Genomic DNA, 17,909 nt, shown 5'->3' with positions numbered 1-17,909 from the left:
ATAACAGCTTTTAGTGTCTTTCTCAGGCCGTTTGTCGACTGAACCTTGACGTCAAAATCAGGAAAACCGCGACGAACTGTCGCAATTGTCCTACACAAGTCAGGCGGCATAAGGCTTTGAGGGGAGCGACGATATCATTTGCCGTACGTCGGGTGCCTGTAAAAAAGTCACAAAGAAACCAGAAATATTTATCTATCGAGGCAAAAGAGGTCATTCATGAACACCTATCGACAGGGCGTTTCGCAACAGGACACCCACAGCAAGATGATCGGTTACCTGCTGTGGATCTTCGGATTCACCGGGGCGCACCGCTTTTATTACGGCAAACCGGTGACCGGGACGATCTGGTTCTTCACCTTTGGTTTGCTGGGTATTGGCTGGTTGATCGACCTGTTTCTGATCCCGGCAATGGACCGCGAAGCCGACTTGCGTTTTACCGCTGGGCCCATTGAATACAACGTGGCCTGGATTCTGTTGGCGTTTCTTGGGGTGTTTGGCTTGCACCGCATGTATCAGGGCAAATGGCTCACCGGCCTGTTGTACCTGGTGACCGGTGGCTTGTTCCTGATTGGCGTGCTGTATGACTTCTGGACGCTGAACACGCAGATCTCGATCCGCAATGCCGAGCGGTTGGGCGGGCGCTGATCAGCTCCAGCCTTGTGAGGATCTAATTGTGGGAGCGGGCTTGCTCGCGAAAGCGGTGCATCAGTCGACCTATTTGTTAACTGATATACCGCTTTCGCGAGCAAGCCCGCTCCCACATTTGATTGTGCCCGCTTCAGTTCTGGATCAAGCCTGGTAGCTGATCCGCCCATCCACCAGGGTGTAACGCACATTCGCCGGCAAGCTATGCCCGATGAATGGGCAGTTTTCACCCCTGGACAACCATTGCTCGCCGGCGACAGTGGAACTGGCCGGATCAAACAGCACCAGATCCGCCGCCGAACCCACCGCCAGCTTGCCCGCCGGCAGGCGCAGCGCTTGCGCCGGGCCTGAGCTCAGGCGTGCGAGCAACGTTGGCAAGTCCAGCAAACCATCCTCCACCAGCGTCATCGCCAATGGCAGCAGCAGTTCGACGCTGCTGATCCCAGGCTCTGTCGCGCCAAACGGTGCCAGCTTGGCATCCCGTTCGTGGGGTTGGTGATGGCTGGAGATCGCCGAAACCACCCCCGACTTCACCGCCGCACGCAAACCATCACGGTCGGCGCGGGTGCGCAGGGGTGGTTGTACGTGGTACAGGCTGGAGAAGTCGATCAGCGCCTCATCCGTCAGGATCAGCTGGTACAACGCTACATCGGCGGTCACCGGCAAGCCACGGGCCTGGGCCTGGGCAATCAGGGCCACGCCACGGGCGCTGGTCAGTTGGCTGAAGTGCGCGCGTACGCCGCTTTGTTCCACCAACAGCAGGTCACGGGCCAGGGCCACGGTTTCTGCGGTTTCCGGGATGCCCGCAAGGCCGAGGAAGCTGGCGGTGGGGCCTTCGTGGGCCAGGCCGCCTTCGGCCAGGTCGTGGTCCTGGGAGTGGAAGATCACGGTCAGATCGAAGGTGGCGGCGTATTCCAGGGCCCGGCACAGGGTGCGGGTGCTGCGAAAACTCTCCAGGCCATTGCCGAAGGCTACGCAGCCGGCGTCACGCAGGGCAATCAGCTCGGCCAGTTGCTCGCCATCCAGGCCTTTGCTCAGGGCGCCGATGGGGAACACTTTGCAATTGCCGGCCTCGCGGGCGCGGTCGAGGATCAACTCGGCCACGGCCGAGGTGTCCAGCACCGGTTTGGTTTGCGGTGGGCAGCACAGGCTAGTGACACCGCCTGCAGCCGCGGCGCGGGTTTCGCTGGCGATGCTGCCTTTGCGGCTGTAGCCCGGCTCGCGCAGGGCGACGTTCAGGTCTACCAGGCCGGGCGCGGCGACCAGGCCTTTGGCGTCGATGCTCTCGACCGGGCTGAAACCACTGGGGGCGGCGCCGATGGCAATGATCTTGCCGGCTTCCAGGTGCAGATCGGTGACTTGATCCAGGCCGCTGGCCGGATCGATGACTCGGGCGCCGAGAATGCTGAGCTTCACTGGGCCTTCTCCTGCTCGAATTGACGTTGGGCAGTTTGCCCGCTCATGGCCATGGACAGTACGGCCATGCGTACCGCGATGCCGTAGGTGACCTGGTTGAGAATCACCGAGTGCGGGCCGTCGGCCACCGCCGACTCAATCTCCACCCCACGGTTGATCGGGCCAGGGTGCATGACAATCGCATCCGGCTTGGCGCCTGCCAGGCGCGCGGTGGTCAGGCCGAACAGGCGATAGAACTCACCTTCGCTGGGCAGCAGGCCACCGGCCATGCGCTCGCGTTGCAGGCGCAGCATGATCACCACATCCACGTCCTTCAGGCCTTCGGTCATGTCGGTGTAGACCTTGACCCCGTATTGCTCGATGCCGATAGGCAGCAGGGTTTTCGGCGCGATCACGCGGATATCCGGGCAGCCGAGGGTTTTCAGGGCCAGCATGTTCGAGCGCGCCACCCGCGAGTGCAGGATGTCGCCAACGATGGCCACCGAGAGGTTTTCGAAGCCACCCTTGTGCCGACGGATGGTGAGCATGTCGAGCATGCCCTGGGTCGGGTGGGCGTGACGGCCATCGCCGCCGTTGATGATCGCCACCTGTGGGCACACGTGCTCGGCAATAAAGTGCGCCGCGCCCGAGTCGCCATGGCGCACCACGAACATGTCGGCCGCCATGGCCTCCAGGTTGCGCAGGGTGTCGAGCAGGGTTTCGCCCTTGCTTGCCGACGAGGTGGAGACGTTCAGGGTGATCACGTCGGCTGACAGGCGTTGGGCCGCCAGCTCGAAGGTGGTGCGGGTGCGTGTCGAGTTCTCGAAGAACACGTTGCAAATGGTTTTGCCGCGCAGCAGCGGGACTTTCTTCACCGCCCGGCCGCCGACTTCAAGGAACGAGTCGGCAGTGTCGAGGATTTCGGTGAGCAATTCGCGGGGCAGGCCGTCGAGGGACAGGAAGTGTTGCAGCTGGCCCTGAGCGTTGAGCTGCAGCGGGCGCTTGGCATCTAGAGGCGTCATCGCGGGGACTCTTTACAAGGCGGTTTAAAGGGCGAGGTCTTGCAGTTCGAGTTCGAGCGGCGTGGGACCGGACAATTTTACCCGCTGTTGGGCTGAAAGCGACAGGGTGGCACCCACCACATCCGGGCTGATCGGCAGTTCGCCAGCCTCGAGGTCGAGCAGGCAGACCAGGGTGATACTGGCCGGGCGGCCGTAGTCGAACAGCTCGTTCATGGCTGCACGGATGGTACGCCCGCTCATCAGCACGTCATCGATCAGTACCAGGTGCTGGCCTTCGATTTCAAAGGGCAGCGCAGACGGGCGCACTTGCGGGTGCAGGCCGTTCTGGCTGAAGTCATCGCGGTAGAAGGACACATCCAGGGTGCCCAGGGGCGAGTCACTGCCCAGCTCTTGCAGCAACGCCTGGGCGACCCACACGCCACCGGTACGGATACCGATGAAACGCGGCTCGCTGATGGCGCGGTGTTGCAGATGGGTCGTGAGGCTCGTCGCCATCTGACGGATCAGTTCGGCGGGATTGGGCAGGCTCATGGTGGCTCCTTCAAGGGCTCGGGCAGCGTGACGCTGGCAAAGTCCGGGCTCAAACGTAAGAAGACGCGGCAAGCCGCGTCAGTCAGGATTCAAATAAAGCGGTGTTTTCATCCAGCCAGCCCTGCAGCAGCAAGGCGGCGGCAATGGCGTCGACCGGGTTGTCGCGGTAGCTGCCTTTCTGCCCGCCACGGTCGCGACGCTCACCCTTGGCCTCAAAGGTCGTCAGGCGCTCATCGTGGGTATAGAAGGGCAGGTTGTAGCGGCCGTTGAGGCGGCGGGCGAACTTTTCGGCGCGCAAGCACATGTCGCTGGGGGTGCCGTCCATGTTCAGCGGCAGGCCGACCACCACCGCGTCGGGCTTCCACTCCTTGATCAGGGCTTCGACCTGATTCCAGTCCGGGATGCCGTTCTGCGCCTTCAAGGTACACAGCTCGCGGGCCTGGCCGGTGATGACCTGGCCCACGGCAACGCCAATCTGCTTGGTGCCGTAGTCAAACCCGAGGATCAGTCGCAGGGCCATCAGGCGTGCCCCGCCTGGCTGGTCAGCAGGTTGAGGTTGATCCCCAGTTGCTTTGCAGCGGCATTGAGGCGCAGCTCGCTGGCGGTATTGAACAGAATGTCGGCATCGAAGGGGCACGTCAGCCAGGCATTGTTGGCCAACTCTTCTTCCAGTTGCCCGGCTTCCCACCCGGCGTAACCCAGGGTGATCAGGCTCTGCTGCGGGCCGGCGCCATCAGCGATGGCAAACAGCACGTCCTGGGAGGTGGACAAGGACACGCCATCGAGGTCGACGGTTGCCTGGAACGTCGGGCCGCTGGGGTGCAGGACAAAGCCCCGGTCAGTCTGCACCGGGCCACCGAAATAGATCGGCACCGCCTGGCAACTGGCGGGTGGGTCGATCTCCGGGCGCAGTTGCTCAAGGATATCGGCCAGGTTCAGGTCCTGCGGGCGGTTGACCACCAACCCCATGGCGCCATTGGCCGTGTGCTCGACGATATAGGTCAAGGTGTGCGCAAAGTTCGGGTCGGCCATATGGGGCATGGCGATCAGGAATTGGTGCTTGAGGTAAGTCGGGCTGACATTTTTCATGTCCGCTAGTGTGGCGTTGGAGGGGCGAACTGACAAGCTGGGGATGTGTAGGAAATCGGTTGGCGGGTTTGTTTGGGCTGTAGGAGCGAGCTTGCTCGCGAAGATCGTCAACGATAACGCGGGCAGTCAGAATGCACGCGGTGGCCTCAGGTTCTTCGCGAGCAAGCTCGCTCCTGCACCGCTGGGCTGATCAGTTGCTGGAAAGGCGGTCGCCCTTGGCAAAGCGCCAGGTGCGGATGATTTCCAGGCGGTCGATATCATTCAGGTCGCCGGTAAACGGGGCGAACGGTGCGGCCAGGCGCACGATGCGTTGCGCCGCCTGGTCCAGCAAGGGCTGGCCGGACGACTCCAGCACCAGCACTTCATATAAGGAGCCGTCGCGGTTGATCGACACCAGCAGGCGCAGGTTGCCGTAGATCTGCTGGCGCCGGGCCTCGTCCGGGTAGTTCAGGTTGCCGATGCGCTCGACCTTCTTGCGCCATTCGTCCTTATACCAGGCGCCTTTGTCGCGCATGGTGGAGGCGGCGTTGAGCCGGTAGATGCGCGGGCGCTTGGCATACAGCTGCTGCTCGTTGGCCAGTTCGGCCTCCAGGCTGGAGATTTCGCTGGAAAGTTGCGAGCTGTCGAAAGTCGGTGCGGGTTTGCTTGGCGCAGGCTCAGTCTTCACGGCTTCGCGCTGGGTCGCGGCCTTCTGGGGTTTTGGCGCAATGGTGGCGACGGCGGCCTTGGGCGCGGCCTGCTTGACCTCGGGCTTGGCCACCGGAGGCGGCGTGACCTTATTGATCTTGTTGTCCTGGAAGGGCGCCACTTCGGTGGTCTTGGGCACTGCCTTTTTGTCCAGGGTGCCGCTGCCCTGCTGATTGTCCTGGGCCAGGAAGTCAGCCTTTTCGGGCTTCTTCTCACTTTTGAAGGTGGCGAGGGTGATTTCCAGGGTCTTGCTGATTTGCTGGGGTTCGACGAACGTGAAGCCCAGGCCGAGGATCAACGCCAAATGAATCAGCGCTGCCAGAAATAGGGTAAATCCGAGCCGATCAGCCGGGCGTACGCCGCTGTGGCTGAATTCGGGGGGCAGGTCGGACGGAAGCGTCATAACAGGAAAACCAACATCGCGCGTTTCACAGGTGGGGCATGATAGCGCAATGTTGGCTGACCTCCGGCTGTTCTATGTCACTTGGCTTGTAGCTTGTCGGCAATCGCTGCCATGAGCATTTCGCCGATGTTGGTGCCGAACGCGTTGTCTATTTCACGGATACAGGTCGGGCTGGTGACGTTGATTTCCGTGAGGTGCTCACCAATTACGTCAAGTCCTACGAACAGCAGGCCTTTCTCCCGCAGGGTCGGGCCAACCTGGGCGGCGATCCAGCGGTCCTTGTCGCTCAGCGGACGGGCCTCGCCACGCCCACCCGCCGCGAGGTTGCCACGGGTCTCGCCGGCCGCGGGGATACGTGCGAGGCAGTAATCCACCGGCTCGCCGTCGATCATCAGGATGCGCTTGTCGCCATCCTTGATCGCCGGCAGGTAGGCCTGGCCCATGATCTGCTGGGTGCCCAGGGCCGTCAGGGTCTCAAGGATCACCGACAGATTGGGGTCGCCTGCGCGGTGACGGAAGATCGAGGTGCCGCCCATGCCGTCCAGCGGCTTGAGGATCACATCGCCGTGCTTGGCGGCAAATTCACGCAGCACGTCGGCGCGGCGGCTGACCACGGTGGGCGGCGTGCACTGCGGGAATAGCGTGGCGAACAACTTCTCGTTGCAGTCGCGCAGGCTCTGGGGCTTGTTGACGATCAGCACACCGGCACGCTCGGCCTGCTCCAGCAGGTAGGTGGAGTAGACGAACTCCATGTCGAACGGCGGATCCTTGCGCATCAGGATCACGTCCAGGTCGCTCAGGGGGCTGTCGACCTCGTCTTGCAGTTCAAACCACTTTTCAGGGTTGGCGAACACCTGCAGGGGACGCATCCGCGCCCGCGCTTCGCCGTCGCCCTGGTAAAGGTCGCGCTGTTCCATATAGAACAGGGTCCAGCCGCGGGCCTGGGCGGCCAGCAGCATGGCCAGCGAGCTATCCTTTTTATAGGAAATGCTGGCGATAGGGTCCATGACAATGCCGACGCGAACGCTCATGGGGGATTTCCTCTAGCAAATAAGGGCGCATAAAAGTGGCGTCAGAGTGGCGCTGCGGCTGTTGTGGGTCAAGGAAAAACCACCTTGCCGGTCGGCCGATAGATTGCCTCCCCAGTCTGTGCTAAAAAGGCTGCCATGGCGTGTCGGCCCTTGCACGGCAAGGGTTTTGGCGCTCGTCCCAGGCAGCACCCGGCAGTACACACCGAAAACCGATTCGCTGTGGCGATGGTAGAGCAGATATGGAACAGCATTCCAACGCCTTGAAAGTGATGGTGATCGACGATTCGAAAACGATTCGCCGCACCGCTGAAACGCTGTTGAAGAACGTAGGGTGCGAAGTCATCACGGCCATCGACGGTTTTGATGCTCTGGCCAGGATCGTTGACCATCACCCGCACATCATCTTTGTCGACATCATGATGCCGCGCCTGGATGGCTATCAGACCTGCGCCCTGGTCAAGAACAACCCGGCGTTCAAGGACATCCCGGTGATCATGCTGTCGTCCAGGGATGGCCTGTTCGACAAGGCCAAGGGGCGCATCGTCGGCGTCGATCAATTTTTGACCAAGCCTTTCAGCAAGGAAGAACTGCTGAGTGCGATCAAGGCCTATGTGCCGGGTTTCGCCGCAGTAGAACAAGCACATTGACCCAGCCCCCAGGGCTTGCGTCAACCAATGTAGTGGGGAAAACCATGGCACGCGTTCTGATCGTCGACGATTCGCCGACTGAAATGTACAAACTGACCGGCATGCTGGAAAAGCACGGGCACCAGGTCCTCAAGGCCGAAAATGGCGCCGACGGCGTGGCCCTGGCCCGCCAGGAAAAACCCGATGCGGTGTTGATGGACATCGTCATGCCCGGCCTCAATGGCTTCCAGGCCACGCGCCAGTTGTCCAAGGAGCCGGAAACCAACGGCATCCCGATCATCATCGTCACCACCAAGGACCAGGAAACCGACAAGATCTGGGGCGCACGCCAGGGCGCCAAGGCGTACCTGACCAAGCCGGTGGAAGAAGACAAGCTGATCGAAGTCCTGAACTCGGTGCTCAAACCCTGACGGCACGCTCCCATGACCGAGTCGCAAACCGCCTTTGAGCTGCTGCTGGACATCGACCGCCGCTGCCGCCTGCTGGCCGCTGACCTGCCGTCCCAGGAAACCCGCTCGCACAGCTGGAGCGGCATCGGCTTTCGCCTGGGCGGGCATTGGTATGTAGCGCCCATGGGCGAAGTTGCCGAAGTGCTGCATGAGCCGCGTTGCACCCTGATGCCCGGGGTCAAGCCTTGGGTCCGGGGCGTGGCCAACCTGCGCGGGCGCTTGCTGCCGGTGATCAACCTGTGCGGGTTTTTCGGCTATGAGCTGTCGACCGCACGCAAGCAGCGCCGGGTGCTGGTGATTGAACACGAAGACACCTTTGTCGGCCTGTTGGTGGATGAAGTGGTCGGCCTGCAGCATTTTGCCCAGGACCTGTTGCGCCCGGTATCCGCCAGTGTGCCCGCCGCCAGCGCTGCATTTATCCAAGGCCAGTTCAGCGGCGAGCCGCTGTGGCAGGTCTTCAGCCCTTTCGCCCTGGCCCAGGCCCCGGGCTTTCTGGATGTTGCCGCATGAGCACCGCCACGCCCGTCAAACCGCAGGAAGCCTCTCGTAGCCGTTCGCAGATCATCGTGCTGTTTATTGCGCTGATCATCTTCATCATGCTGCTGTTCGCCAACTTCGCGTACCTCAACACCCAGTCCACCTATGACAAGCAGTACATCGGCCACGCCGGCGAGCTGCGGGTGCTGTCCCAGCGCATTGCCAAGAACGCCACCGAGGCGGCGGCCGGCAAGGCCGCTGCGTTCAGGCTGTTGAGCGAGGCGCGCAATGATTTTGCCCAGCGCTGGGGCTACCTGAAAAAAGGCGACCCGGCCACCGGCCTGCCCGCCGCGCCCAGTGCCGTGCGCAGCGAAATGCGCGCCGTGCAGCATGATTGGGAAGCCTTGCTGAAGAACACCGATGTGATCCTGGCCAGTGAGCAGACGGTGCTGTCCCTGCATCAAGTGGCGGCGACCCTGGCCGAAACCGTGCCGCAATTGCAGCTCGAGTCGGAAAAGGTAGTCGAGATCCTGCTGCAGCGCGGTGCACCCGCCAGCCAGGTGGCCGTGGCCCAGCGCCAATCGTTGTTGGCCGAGCGCATCCTGGGAGCAGTCAACACGGTGCTGGCCGGGGATGACACGGCGGTCAAGGCCGCCGACGCCTTTGGCCGCGATGCCAACCGTTTTGGCCAGGTCCTGGCCGGTATGCTCCAGGGTAGCGCTGGCCTGAAGATCAGCGAGGTGCAAGACCCCGACGCCCGTGCGCGCCTGGCGGAGATTGCCGAGCTGTTCGAGTTTGTCTCGGGCTCCGTGGATGAAATCCTCGAAACATCGCCGCAACTGTTCCAGGTGCGCGCCTCGGCGAGCAATATCTTCAGCCTCTCGCAGACCCTGCTCGATGAGGCTTCGCACCTGGCCACCGGTTTTGAAAACCTGGCGGGCGGGCGCACCCTCGACACTATCGGTGGCTATGTCCTGGGCTTGCTGGCGTTGGCGTCAATCATCCTGATCGGCCTGGTGATGGTGCGCGAAACCAATCGCCAACTGCGTGAAACCGCCGAGAAAAACGAACGCAACCAGAACGCGATCATGCGCCTGCTGGACGAAATCGAAGACCTGGCCGACGGCGACCTCACCGTGACCGCCTCGGTGACTGAAGACTTCACCGGCACCATCGCCGATTCCATCAACTATTCGGTGGACCAGTTGCGCGACCTGGTGGCGACCATCAACCTCACAGCCGGTGAAGTGGCCGGCGCCGTGCAGGAAACCCAGGCTACCGCCATGCACCTGGCCCAGGCCTCGGAACACCAGGCCCAGCAGATCGCCGAAGCCTCCACCGCGATCAATCAGATGGCCCAATCCATCGACCAGGTGTCGGCCAATGCCGCCGAGTCCTCGGCCGTGGCCGAACGTTCGGTGGAGATCGCCAACAAGGGCAACGAGGTGGTGCACAACACCATCCACGGCATGGACAACATTCGCGAACAGATCCAGGACACCGCCAAGCGCATCAAACGCCTGGGCGAGTCATCCCAGGAGATTGGCGATATCGTCAGCCTGATCGACGACATTGCCGAGCAGACCAACATCCTCGCCCTCAACGCCGCGATCCAGGCGAGCATGGCCGGCGATGCCGGGCGCGGCTTTGCAGTGGTGGCCGATGAAGTGCAACGCCTGGCCGAACGCTCGTCGGCGGCCACCCGGCAGATCGAGAACCTGGTGCGGGCGATCCAGACCGATACCAACGAAGCCGTGATCTCCATGGAGCAGACCACCACCGAAGTGGTGCGTGGCGCGCGGCTGGCCCAGGACGCCGGGGTGGCCCTGGAAGAAATCGAAGGGGTGTCCAAGACCCTGGCCGCGCTGATCCAGAGCATCTCCAACGCCGCGCAGCAGCAAACCTCGTCGGCGGGGCAGATCTCCCTGACCATGAACGTGATCCAGCAGATCACCAGCCAGACCTCATCGGGCTCCACGGCCACCGCCGAGAGCATCGGCAACCTGGCCAAAATGGCCAGCCAGTTGCGGCGTTCGGTATCGGGTTTCACCTTGCCGCCCGTGCGCAAGACCAATGAATGACATGCCCACCCAAAACCACCGCAATCTAAATGTGGGAGCGGGCTTGCTCGCGAAAGCGCTGGGTCAGTCACCTAATGTGCCGACTGCCCCAGCGCTTTCGCGAGCAAGCCCGCTCCCACATGGATTCTCACTTTTCACCCATTCAGACGGGAGTCGTTATGGTTGACCGGCACGACTACGTCGCCCTCGAATGGGTCAAGGGCGAGATCGCCGACACCCTGAAACAGGCCCGTGCGGCGCTGGACGCCTACACCGACGACTCCAGCGCCGCGCCCCTCGCGCAGTGCCTTGCGGGCATTCACCAGGTCCACGGCGCCCTGCAGATGGTCGAGTTCTACGGCGCGGCACTGCTCGCCGAAGAAATGGAGCACCTGGCCCAGGCCCTGCAAGCGGGGCGGGTCAGCCAGCGTGAAGAAGGCATTCGTTTGCTGCAACAGGCGCTCGGGCAGCTTCCGTTGTACCTGGACCGTGTGCACAGCGCGCGGCGCGACCTGCCGCTGGTGGTGTTGCCGCTGCTCAATGACCTGCGCAGCGTGCACGGCAAAAGCCTGCTCTCGGAAACCAGCCTGTTCAGCCCGCAACTGCTGGTGATCGCGCCGTTGCCCGAGGATGCCCTGGCCCAGCGTGCGCCGGCCGATTTTGCCGAGCAACTGCAGCAGTGGCGGCAAATGCTGCAACAAGGGTTGGCCGGGCTGCTGCGTGAGGACCATGGCCCCAGCAACCTGGAAGACATGGCGCGGGTCTTTGCCCAACTCGAAGCGCTGTGCCATGGCGCGCCGTTGCTGGCGTTGTGGCAAGTCACCTCGGCCTTGGCCGAAGGCATGCTCACCGGCGTTATCGCCAATAGCCCGGCGTTGCGCAGCCTGCTCAAGAGCTGCGACAAGGTACTCAAGCGCCTGCAGATCCAGGGCATCGACGGGATCAACACCCCGGCGCCGGATCAACTGCTCAAGAGCCTGCTGTTTTACATCGCCAAAGTCACCCGGCCGACGCCGCGCATGCAAAGCCTCAAGGAACGCTACGGCCTGGATGAAGCCTTGCCCGACAGCACCGTGGTCGATGCCGAGCGCGCGCGCCTGGCCGGCCCGGACCGCAACGCCATGGGCTCGGTGCTCGGCGCGCTGTGTGAAGAGTTGGTGCGGGTCAAGGAACGCCTGGACCTGTTTGTGCGCAGCGACCGCCAGCACATCTCTGCCCTGGACAGCCTGCTGGCGCCGTTGCGCCAGATCGCCGATACCCTGGCGGTATTGGGGTTTGGCCAGCCGCGCAAAGTGATCATCGACCAGCTGGCGGTGGTCCAGGGCCTGGCCCAGGGGCAGCGCGAACCCAATGATGCGGTGCTGATGGATGTGGCCGGGGCGTTGCTCTATGTCGAAGCGACCCTGGCCGGGATGGTGGGCACCGTCGAACCGCAAAACCGTGAAGACAGCCGCCTGCCCACCACCGACCTGACCCAGATCCACCAGTTGGTGATCAAGGAGTCATGCCAGTGCCTCAAGCAGGCGCGGGAGTTGGTCATCGATTGCCTGGAGGCGCAGTGGGATACGCAGCGCCTGGAATCCCTGCCGCAACTGCTGACCCAGGTGCGCGGTGCCCTGGCGATGATCCCGCTGCCGCGCGCGGCGGGCCTGGTGCGTGGCTTCAAGATTTACGTCGATCAACAGTGGATGGGCCATGACACGGCGCCGCCGGCGGCGCAGCTTGAACATTGCGCGGATGTGCTCACCAGCCTGGAACATTACCTGGAGCGCATGCTGCAGGACCCGGACGCCCCGGGCGAGCGGGTGCTGGACATCGCCTTTGAAGGGCTCGCGGCCCTGGGTTACGCACCCGTGCCAGCGCAGCAAGCCTGGCGCCAGGAACGCTCGGCACCACACGATGAGTTGCCGGCCGATTCCCAGACACTGGCGCAGGCCCTGGCCAGCCCGACCCCACGTCTCAACCCGCCGGCCCTGCAGCGCCCGGGCAGCCTGTTGCCGCCGCCGGCCGACGAAGAGTCGGTGGACGATGAACTGCGCGAAGTGTTCCTCGAAGAAACCGCCGAAGTGCTGGAAGTGCTGCAGCGCCTTATACCCCAAGGCGCCGTCAGCCTCGAAGACAAGAGCGCCCTGAGCGACATGCGCCGCGCCTTCCATACCCTCAAGGGCAGCGGGCGCATGGTGCGTGCCCTGGTGTTGGCGGAACTGGCGTGGGCCGTGGAAAACCTGCTTAACCGCGTGCTGGAGCGGGTGGTCGCGCCGGGCGCCGAAGTCCAGGCCGTATTGGATGATGTATTGCTGCTGCTGCCGGCATTGATTGCCGAGTTCGCCGCCGATGCCCAACGCCAGCGCGATGATGTCGACCTGCTTGCCGCACGCGCCCATGCCCTGGCCAGTGGCGCGCCGTTACCGCCTGCCGTGGAACCGGAGGACAGCACGCTCGACCCGCTGCTGCTGGAGATCTTCCGCAACGAAGCGTTGAGCCACCTGGACAGCCTCAATCGGTTTTTGCACCAGGCCACCGAACAGATGCCGCTGCACGTCAGCGATGAACTGCAACGTGCGTTGCATACCCTCAAGGGCAGCGCCTACATGGCGGGCGTCCTGCCCATCGCCGAGCTGGCGCGGCCGTTGGACCATCTGACCCGTGAGTACAAGGCCCATCGCCTGGCGCTGGACCTGGATGAAATCGACCTGCTGCTGGAGGGTGAAGCCCTGTTCCAGCGCGGCTTGCGCCAGTTGGACAGTGATCCCTTGGCACCCATCGACGGCGCGCAGTCGTTGATCGAACGCACCCAGGCGCGTCTCGACAGCCAGCTTGAAGCCTTCCTCAACGCCCCGAGCGAGGGCCTGCGGGTCAAGCGCGACCCACAGTTGATCAGCAATTTCCTGGCCCAGGGCATGGACATCCTGCTGGACGCCGAAAGCCTGCTGCGGCGCTGGCAGCAACACCCCGGCGAGCGCCAGGAACTCAGCGCATTGCTGGACGAGTTGACCACCCTGGGCGAGGGCGCGCACCTGGCCGACCTGCACCCGATGGATGAGCTGTGCGAAGCGTTGCTTGACCTGTATGGCGCGGTGGAAGAGAGCAGCCTGGCAGTCAGCGAGCGGTTTTTCCATGAAGCCGAGCTGGCCCATGAAGCCCTGATCAACATGCTCGACCAACTGGCCGCCGGCCAGGAAGTCAGCCCGGCGCCGGCGCGCATGCAAGCCTTGCGCGAGCTGCTCGATGAAGGGCTCGACCCCAGCGCCACCGGCCTGATCAAAAGTGATGGCAGTCGCGCCCTGAGCATTGCCGAACTGGGCGCGGCCACCACACAGTTGCAACAGGACTGGGCGGTGGACGATGAGATCGTCGAGATCTTCCTTGAGGAAGCGGTCGATATCCTCGACAGCGCCGGGCAGTCCCTCAAGCGCTGGTTGCTGGACCCCGACGGCGTGGCACCGCTGTCCTCCCTGCAGCGTGACCTGCACACCCTGCGCGGCGGCGCGCGCATGGCCGAAATCGGCCCGGTGGGCGATCTGGCCCAGGAACTGGAAAGCCTTTACGAAGGCCTGGTGGACCGGCGCTACAGCTACTCCGCGCAAATGGCCCAAGTGTTGATGGACAGCCATGAACACCTGGCCTTGCAACTGGAGCAGTTGCAAGAGCAGCAACCGTTGAGTGACTCCAGCGCCTTGATCAACCGTTTGCGCGATGTGCGCCAGAACGCGGCGCCAGTAACTGTGCCCGTAGCGCCTGAGGCGCAGGGTGCAGGCAGCGATCCCGAACTGCTGGATATTTTCCTTGAAGAAGCGGCCGATATCCTCGACAGCTCCGGCGCGGCGCTGTTGCGTTGGCAGGCCGAGCCGCAGAACCGCCAGGAGGTCGAGACCTTGCTGCGCGACCTGCATACCCTCAAGGGCGGCGCGCGTATGGTCGAAATTGCGCCCATCGGCGACCTGGCCCACGAACTGGAATTTCTCTACGAAGGCCTTTCGGCGGGGCTGCTGGCACCCACGCCTGAGCTGTTTGCATTGTTGCAAGGCTGCCATGACCGCCTGGCACAGATGGTCGAGGCGGTGGCAGCGGGGTTGCCGGTCGGCTCGGTAGAGCGTCTGATCGAGCGTATCAAGAGCCTGGTCCAGCCCACCGAAACCCAGGCTGCCCCGGTCGCGATGCCCACCGGCAAACCCGAAGCGCCGGCGGCCAGCGAGCCGGGCGCGGACATGGTGAAAATATCCGCCGAGCTGCTGGATGACCTAGTCAACCTCGCCGGTGAAACCTCGATTTTCCGGGGGCGTATCGAGCAGCAGGTCAACGACGCCCGCAGCGCCCTCACCGAGGTGCAAACCACCATCGAGCGCATGCGTGACCAACTGCGTCGCCTCGAAACCGAGACCCAGGGGCGGCTCGTCAGCCGCCAGCACGCCGAAACCGAGCGCCTGGGCTACGAAGAGTTCGACCCGCTGGAAATGGATCGCCATTCCCAGTTGCAACAGTTGTCCCGCGCGTTGTCCGAGTCGGCCTCGGACTTGCTGGACCTCAAGGAAACCCTCGACCAGCGTAACCAGGACGCGCAGAACCTGTTGCAGCAACAGGCGCGCATCAACACCGAGTTGCAAGAAGGCCTGATGCGCACGCGCATGGTGCCGTTCGAACGCATGCTGCCGCGCCTCAAGCGCATCGTGCGGCAGGTGGCCGGTGAGCTGGGCAAGGATGTGGAATTCGTCGTCGGCAATGCCGAGGGCGAGATGGACCGCAACGTGCTGGAGCGCATGGCCGCGCCCCTGGAGCATATGCTGCGCAACGCCGTCGACCATGGCCTGGAGTCGCGGGATGCACGGCTGTTGGCGGGCAAGCCGGAGAAGGGCCGGATAACCCTGGACCTGAGCCACGAAGGCGGCGACATCATCTTCGATATGCGCGACGACGGCGCCGGCGTGCCACTGGATGCAGTGCGGCGCAAGGCGATCAAGCGCGGCCTGCTGGACCCGGAAATGGAGATCAGCGACCGCGATGTGTTGCAGTTCATCTTGCAGCCGGGGTTCTCCACCGCCGAAAAAATCACCCAGATTTCCGGGCGTGGCGTGGGCATGGACGTGGTGCACGAAGAAGTGCGCCAACTGGGCGGCAGCATGTTCATTGACTCTACGCCGGGCGTGGGCGTGCATTTTCGTATTCGCCTGCCGTTTACCGTGTCGGTCAACCGGGCGTTGATGGTGCAGTGTGCGGAGGACCAGTACGCGATTCCGCTGAACACCATCCAGGGCCTGGTGCGCGTATTGCCCAATGAGCTGGAGGGGCACTACCAACTGGATCCGCCGGTGTATGAATACGCGGGCCAGCGCTACGAGCTGTATTACCTGGGCGAGTTGCTGCACACCGTGGCCCGGCCCAAGCTGCTGGGGCAAAACCAGCCGCTGCCGGTGCTGCTGATGCAATGCAACGAGCGGCACATTGCGGTGCAGGTGGACGACATGGCCGGCACCCGCGAAATCGTGGTCAAGGGCCTGGGCCCGCAGTTTGCGGCGGTGCAAGGGCTGTCCGGGGCGACCATTCTTGGCGATGGCCGGGTGGTGTTGATCATCGACTTGCTGGCGCATATCCGCGTCCTGGCCCCGGCCTTGCCGGCCCAGGCGGCGGACAGCGTGCTGGCCGTCAACGAGCCGCAGAAAAAGCAGCGCTTGCTGGTGCTGGTGGTGGACGACTCGGTGACCGTGCGCAAAGTCACCAGCCGCTTGCTGGAGCGCAATGGCATGAACGTGCTGACCGCCAAGGACGGCATCGACGCCATCGCCTTGCTCGAGGAACACACCCCGGACCTGATGTTGCTGGATATCGAAATGCCGCGCATGGATGGTTTTGAAGTGGCGATCCAGGTGCGCAACGACCCGCGGCTCAAGCGCCTGCCGATCATCATGATCACCTCCCGCACCGGCCAGAAACACCGCGACCGAGCCATGGCGATCGGCGTCAACGACTACCTCGGCAAGCCCTATCAAGAGTCGGTGTTGCTCGAGAGCATCGCCTACTGGAGCCCGAAACATGCTTGACCACCGCACCAGTCAACTCACCGGCTTGCTGCTGCCCCTGGCCGACCGCCACCTGTTACTACCCAACGTCGCGGTGGCCGAGCTGATCGACTTCCAGCGCGGCGAACCGGCCAGCGACGCACCACCGTGGTACCTGCGACAAGTGACCTGGCGCGACCAGCACCTGCCGCTGATCAGCTTTGAAGCGGCCTGCGGTGGCACCAGTATTGTCAGCGAGCGCGCGCGGATCGTCGTGCTCAACGCCCTGGGCGGGCGGCCCACATTGAAGTTCATTGCCCTGGTGATCCAGGGCATTCCCCGGTCCTACAAGCTCGACAGCCAGTTGAGCTACGTGGACGTGCCTCTATCGCCGCTGGAACTGGCGGCGGTACAGGTCGGCGAGCATGTGGCGAAAGTGCCGGACCTGATGGGATTGGAAGCGCTGCTGGTCGAGGCTGGCCTGGCCTGAACACCCGTTCTCAGCACCTCTGAAGATCCAGTGTGGGAGCTGGCTTGTGTGGGAGCTGGCTTGCCTGCGATGCAGACGCTTCGGTGTGTCAGTTAAACCAAGGTGATGCTATCGCAGGCAAGCCAGCTCCCACACAAGCCAGCTCCCACATTGGATTGTGCTTGGCGCCTAGCCCTACTCAATCTGCGCAAAACGCTCAATCACCGGTTGTTCACGGTGCTCCGCTTGCCAAAGATCATAGGTGCTTTGCATCGACAGCCATAACCGCGCTTTGCTGATGCCTGCCCGCTCCAGCCTCACGGCAAGGTCCGGGCTGACTGGCGCGTGACCATGCAGGATCCTGGAGAATGTTTCCCTGGCAAAGCCGAGCCGCCGGGCCATTTCGGTAATGGTGATACCCAGGCTGGGCATCACATCCTCAAGCAGGATTTCGCCGGGATGTGGTGGGTTGTGCATACCCATGTGCGTGCCCCTGTTCAGTGGTAGTCAAGGTAATCAACCAGTTCGACGTGATCATCCAGCATACGAAAAATGATGCGCCAGTTGCCGCTGATGCTGACGGAACAGTAGTCGAGCAGATCGCCTTTGAGACGATGAAAGCGCCATCCTGGGAGATTCAATTCGTTCGGGTGTCCTGCGCTATCCAGAATCAGCAGCACACGACGCAAGCGTTTCGCATGACCCGCGTTGATACCTTTGGTTGATCCTGTTTCATAAAAATGCTGGAGCCCTTGTGTTTCCAGCTGACGATCATGGATGGATTGTGATGTGATACATCACGCTCTGCAATGGCCTTGTATCGGGTTTCAGGGTCAGATTCATGATGTTCTGCTGGTGAGATGATTCAAATCCCAAAGGCTAGTGAGGCGACATCCGAGCAACAACCCTAAAAGGTTGTAGGAATGATTGATGGGGATGCAGTCTTCAGATTTTTCCCGCGAAATTTTCGCGCCATCCCACAAATGATTGAGCGGGGCCAACTGCTGATCG

General features: G+C 62.8%; 16 protein-coding genes. 7 read left to right on the top strand and 9 right to left on the bottom strand.

Going from position 1 to position 17,909, the window contains the following annotated elements; translation table 11 throughout:
• Positions 1 to 216 precede the first annotated feature (216 nt).
• On the top strand, positions 217 to 645 hold the full coding sequence (locus C5F71_RS10865) for a TM2 domain-containing protein (protein ID WP_104911124.1): 429 nt from the start codon (positions 217 to 219) through the stop codon (positions 643 to 645).
• A 144-nt stretch (positions 646 to 789) separates the two neighbouring features.
• Here C5F71_RS10865 and C5F71_RS10860 read toward each other — a convergent pair whose 3' ends face one another.
• The 7 genes from C5F71_RS10860 to gshB form a co-directional block, all read right to left on the bottom strand.
• Positions 790 to 2,061, bottom strand: a complete 1,272-nt coding sequence (locus C5F71_RS10860; RefSeq protein WP_104911123.1) for a dihydroorotase — start codon at positions 2,059 to 2,061, stop codon at positions 790 to 792.
• Positions 2,058 to 3,062: an aspartate carbamoyltransferase catalytic subunit gene (locus C5F71_RS10855; protein ID WP_029300469.1), complete on the bottom strand. Its 1,005-nt coding sequence runs from the start codon at positions 3,060 to 3,062 to the stop codon at positions 2,058 to 2,060. Before C5F71_RS10855 ends, C5F71_RS10860 begins: the two co-directional genes overlap by 4 nt.
• Positions 3,063 to 3,086: 24 nt before the next feature.
• Entirely contained in the window at positions 3,087 to 3,593 is a 507-nt protein-coding gene (gene pyrR, locus C5F71_RS10850) for a bifunctional pyr operon transcriptional regulator/uracil phosphoribosyltransferase PyrR (RefSeq protein ID WP_029300467.1), read from the bottom strand.
• Positions 3,594 to 3,675: 82 nt separating this feature from the next.
• Complete coding sequence (gene ruvX / locus C5F71_RS10845) at positions 3,676 to 4,113, bottom strand: Holliday junction resolvase RuvX (protein WP_005792259.1); 438 nt, start codon at positions 4,111 to 4,113, stop codon at positions 3,676 to 3,678.
• Positions 4,113 to 4,682, bottom strand: coding sequence for a YqgE/AlgH family protein (locus tag C5F71_RS10840; RefSeq protein ID WP_029300463.1), 570 nt, complete (start codon positions 4,680 to 4,682; stop codon positions 4,113 to 4,115). Before C5F71_RS10840 ends, ruvX begins: the two co-directional genes overlap by 1 nt.
• A gap of 190 nt (positions 4,683 to 4,872) precedes the next feature.
• Positions 4,873 to 5,772 (bottom strand): energy transducer TonB, encoded by a 900-nt coding sequence (locus C5F71_RS10830; protein ID WP_029300459.1) that lies wholly within the window; start codon positions 5,770 to 5,772, stop codon positions 4,873 to 4,875.
• A 77-nt stretch (positions 5,773 to 5,849) separates the two neighbouring features.
• On the bottom strand, positions 5,850 to 6,803 hold the full coding sequence (gene gshB, locus C5F71_RS10825; RefSeq protein WP_076963168.1) for a glutathione synthase: 954 nt from the start codon (positions 6,801 to 6,803) through the stop codon (positions 5,850 to 5,852).
• A gap of 239 nt (positions 6,804 to 7,042) precedes the next feature.
• Here gshB and pilG point away from each other — a divergent pair, with 239 nt between their 5' ends.
• The 6 genes from pilG to C5F71_RS10795 all read left to right on the top strand — a co-directional run bounded on the left by pilG (position 7,043) and on the right by C5F71_RS10795 (position 16,919).
• Complete coding sequence (gene pilG, locus C5F71_RS10820; RefSeq protein ID WP_029300456.1) at positions 7,043 to 7,450, top strand: twitching motility response regulator PilG; 408 nt, start codon at positions 7,043 to 7,045, stop codon at positions 7,448 to 7,450.
• 44 nt (positions 7,451 to 7,494) lie between these two features.
• Complete coding sequence (gene pilH, locus C5F71_RS10815) at positions 7,495 to 7,860, top strand: twitching motility response regulator PilH (RefSeq protein WP_029300454.1); 366 nt, start codon at positions 7,495 to 7,497, stop codon at positions 7,858 to 7,860.
• A gap of 12 nt (positions 7,861 to 7,872) precedes the next feature.
• Complete coding sequence (locus C5F71_RS10810; RefSeq protein WP_029300451.1) at positions 7,873 to 8,409, top strand: chemotaxis protein CheW; 537 nt, start codon at positions 7,873 to 7,875, stop codon at positions 8,407 to 8,409.
• Positions 8,406 to 10,457 carry a methyl-accepting chemotaxis protein gene (locus tag C5F71_RS10805; RefSeq protein ID WP_029300448.1) on the top strand — a complete coding sequence of 684 codons (2,052 nt, stop codon included), beginning with the start codon at positions 8,406 to 8,408 and terminating at the stop codon, positions 10,455 to 10,457. Before C5F71_RS10810 ends, C5F71_RS10805 begins: the two co-directional genes overlap by 4 nt.
• Before the next feature lie 158 nt (positions 10,458 to 10,615).
• Positions 10,616 to 16,471, top strand: a complete 5,856-nt coding sequence (locus tag C5F71_RS10800; protein WP_104911122.1) for an Hpt domain-containing protein — start codon at positions 10,616 to 10,618, stop codon at positions 16,469 to 16,471.
• Entirely contained in the window at positions 16,464 to 16,919 is a 456-nt protein-coding gene (locus tag C5F71_RS10795; protein ID WP_029300444.1) for a chemotaxis protein CheW, read from the top strand. The genes C5F71_RS10800 and C5F71_RS10795 overlap by 8 nt, the downstream gene beginning before the upstream one ends.
• Before the next feature lie 174 nt (positions 16,920 to 17,093).
• Here C5F71_RS10795 and C5F71_RS10785 read toward each other — a convergent pair whose 3' ends face one another.
• On the bottom strand, positions 17,094 to 17,381 hold the full coding sequence (locus C5F71_RS10785) for a HigA family addiction module antitoxin (protein ID WP_029300442.1): 288 nt from the start codon (positions 17,379 to 17,381) through the stop codon (positions 17,094 to 17,096).
• A 14-nt stretch (positions 17,382 to 17,395) separates the two neighbouring features.
• A complete protein-coding gene (locus tag C5F71_RS10780) occupies positions 17,396 to 17,611 on the bottom strand; it encodes a type II toxin-antitoxin system RelE/ParE family toxin (protein ID WP_256588156.1) in 216 nt (71 codons plus the stop codon).
• Positions 17,612 to 17,909: the final 298 nt, after the last annotated feature.

Source organism: Pseudomonas sp. LG1D9 (assembly GCF_002949995.1).
GTDB classification, from domain to species: domain Bacteria; phylum Pseudomonadota; class Gammaproteobacteria; order Pseudomonadales; family Pseudomonadaceae; genus Aquipseudomonas; species Aquipseudomonas proteolytica.
Note: the sequence above shows the minus strand (reverse complement) of the source record. Positions and strands in the feature narration are given on the sequence as shown.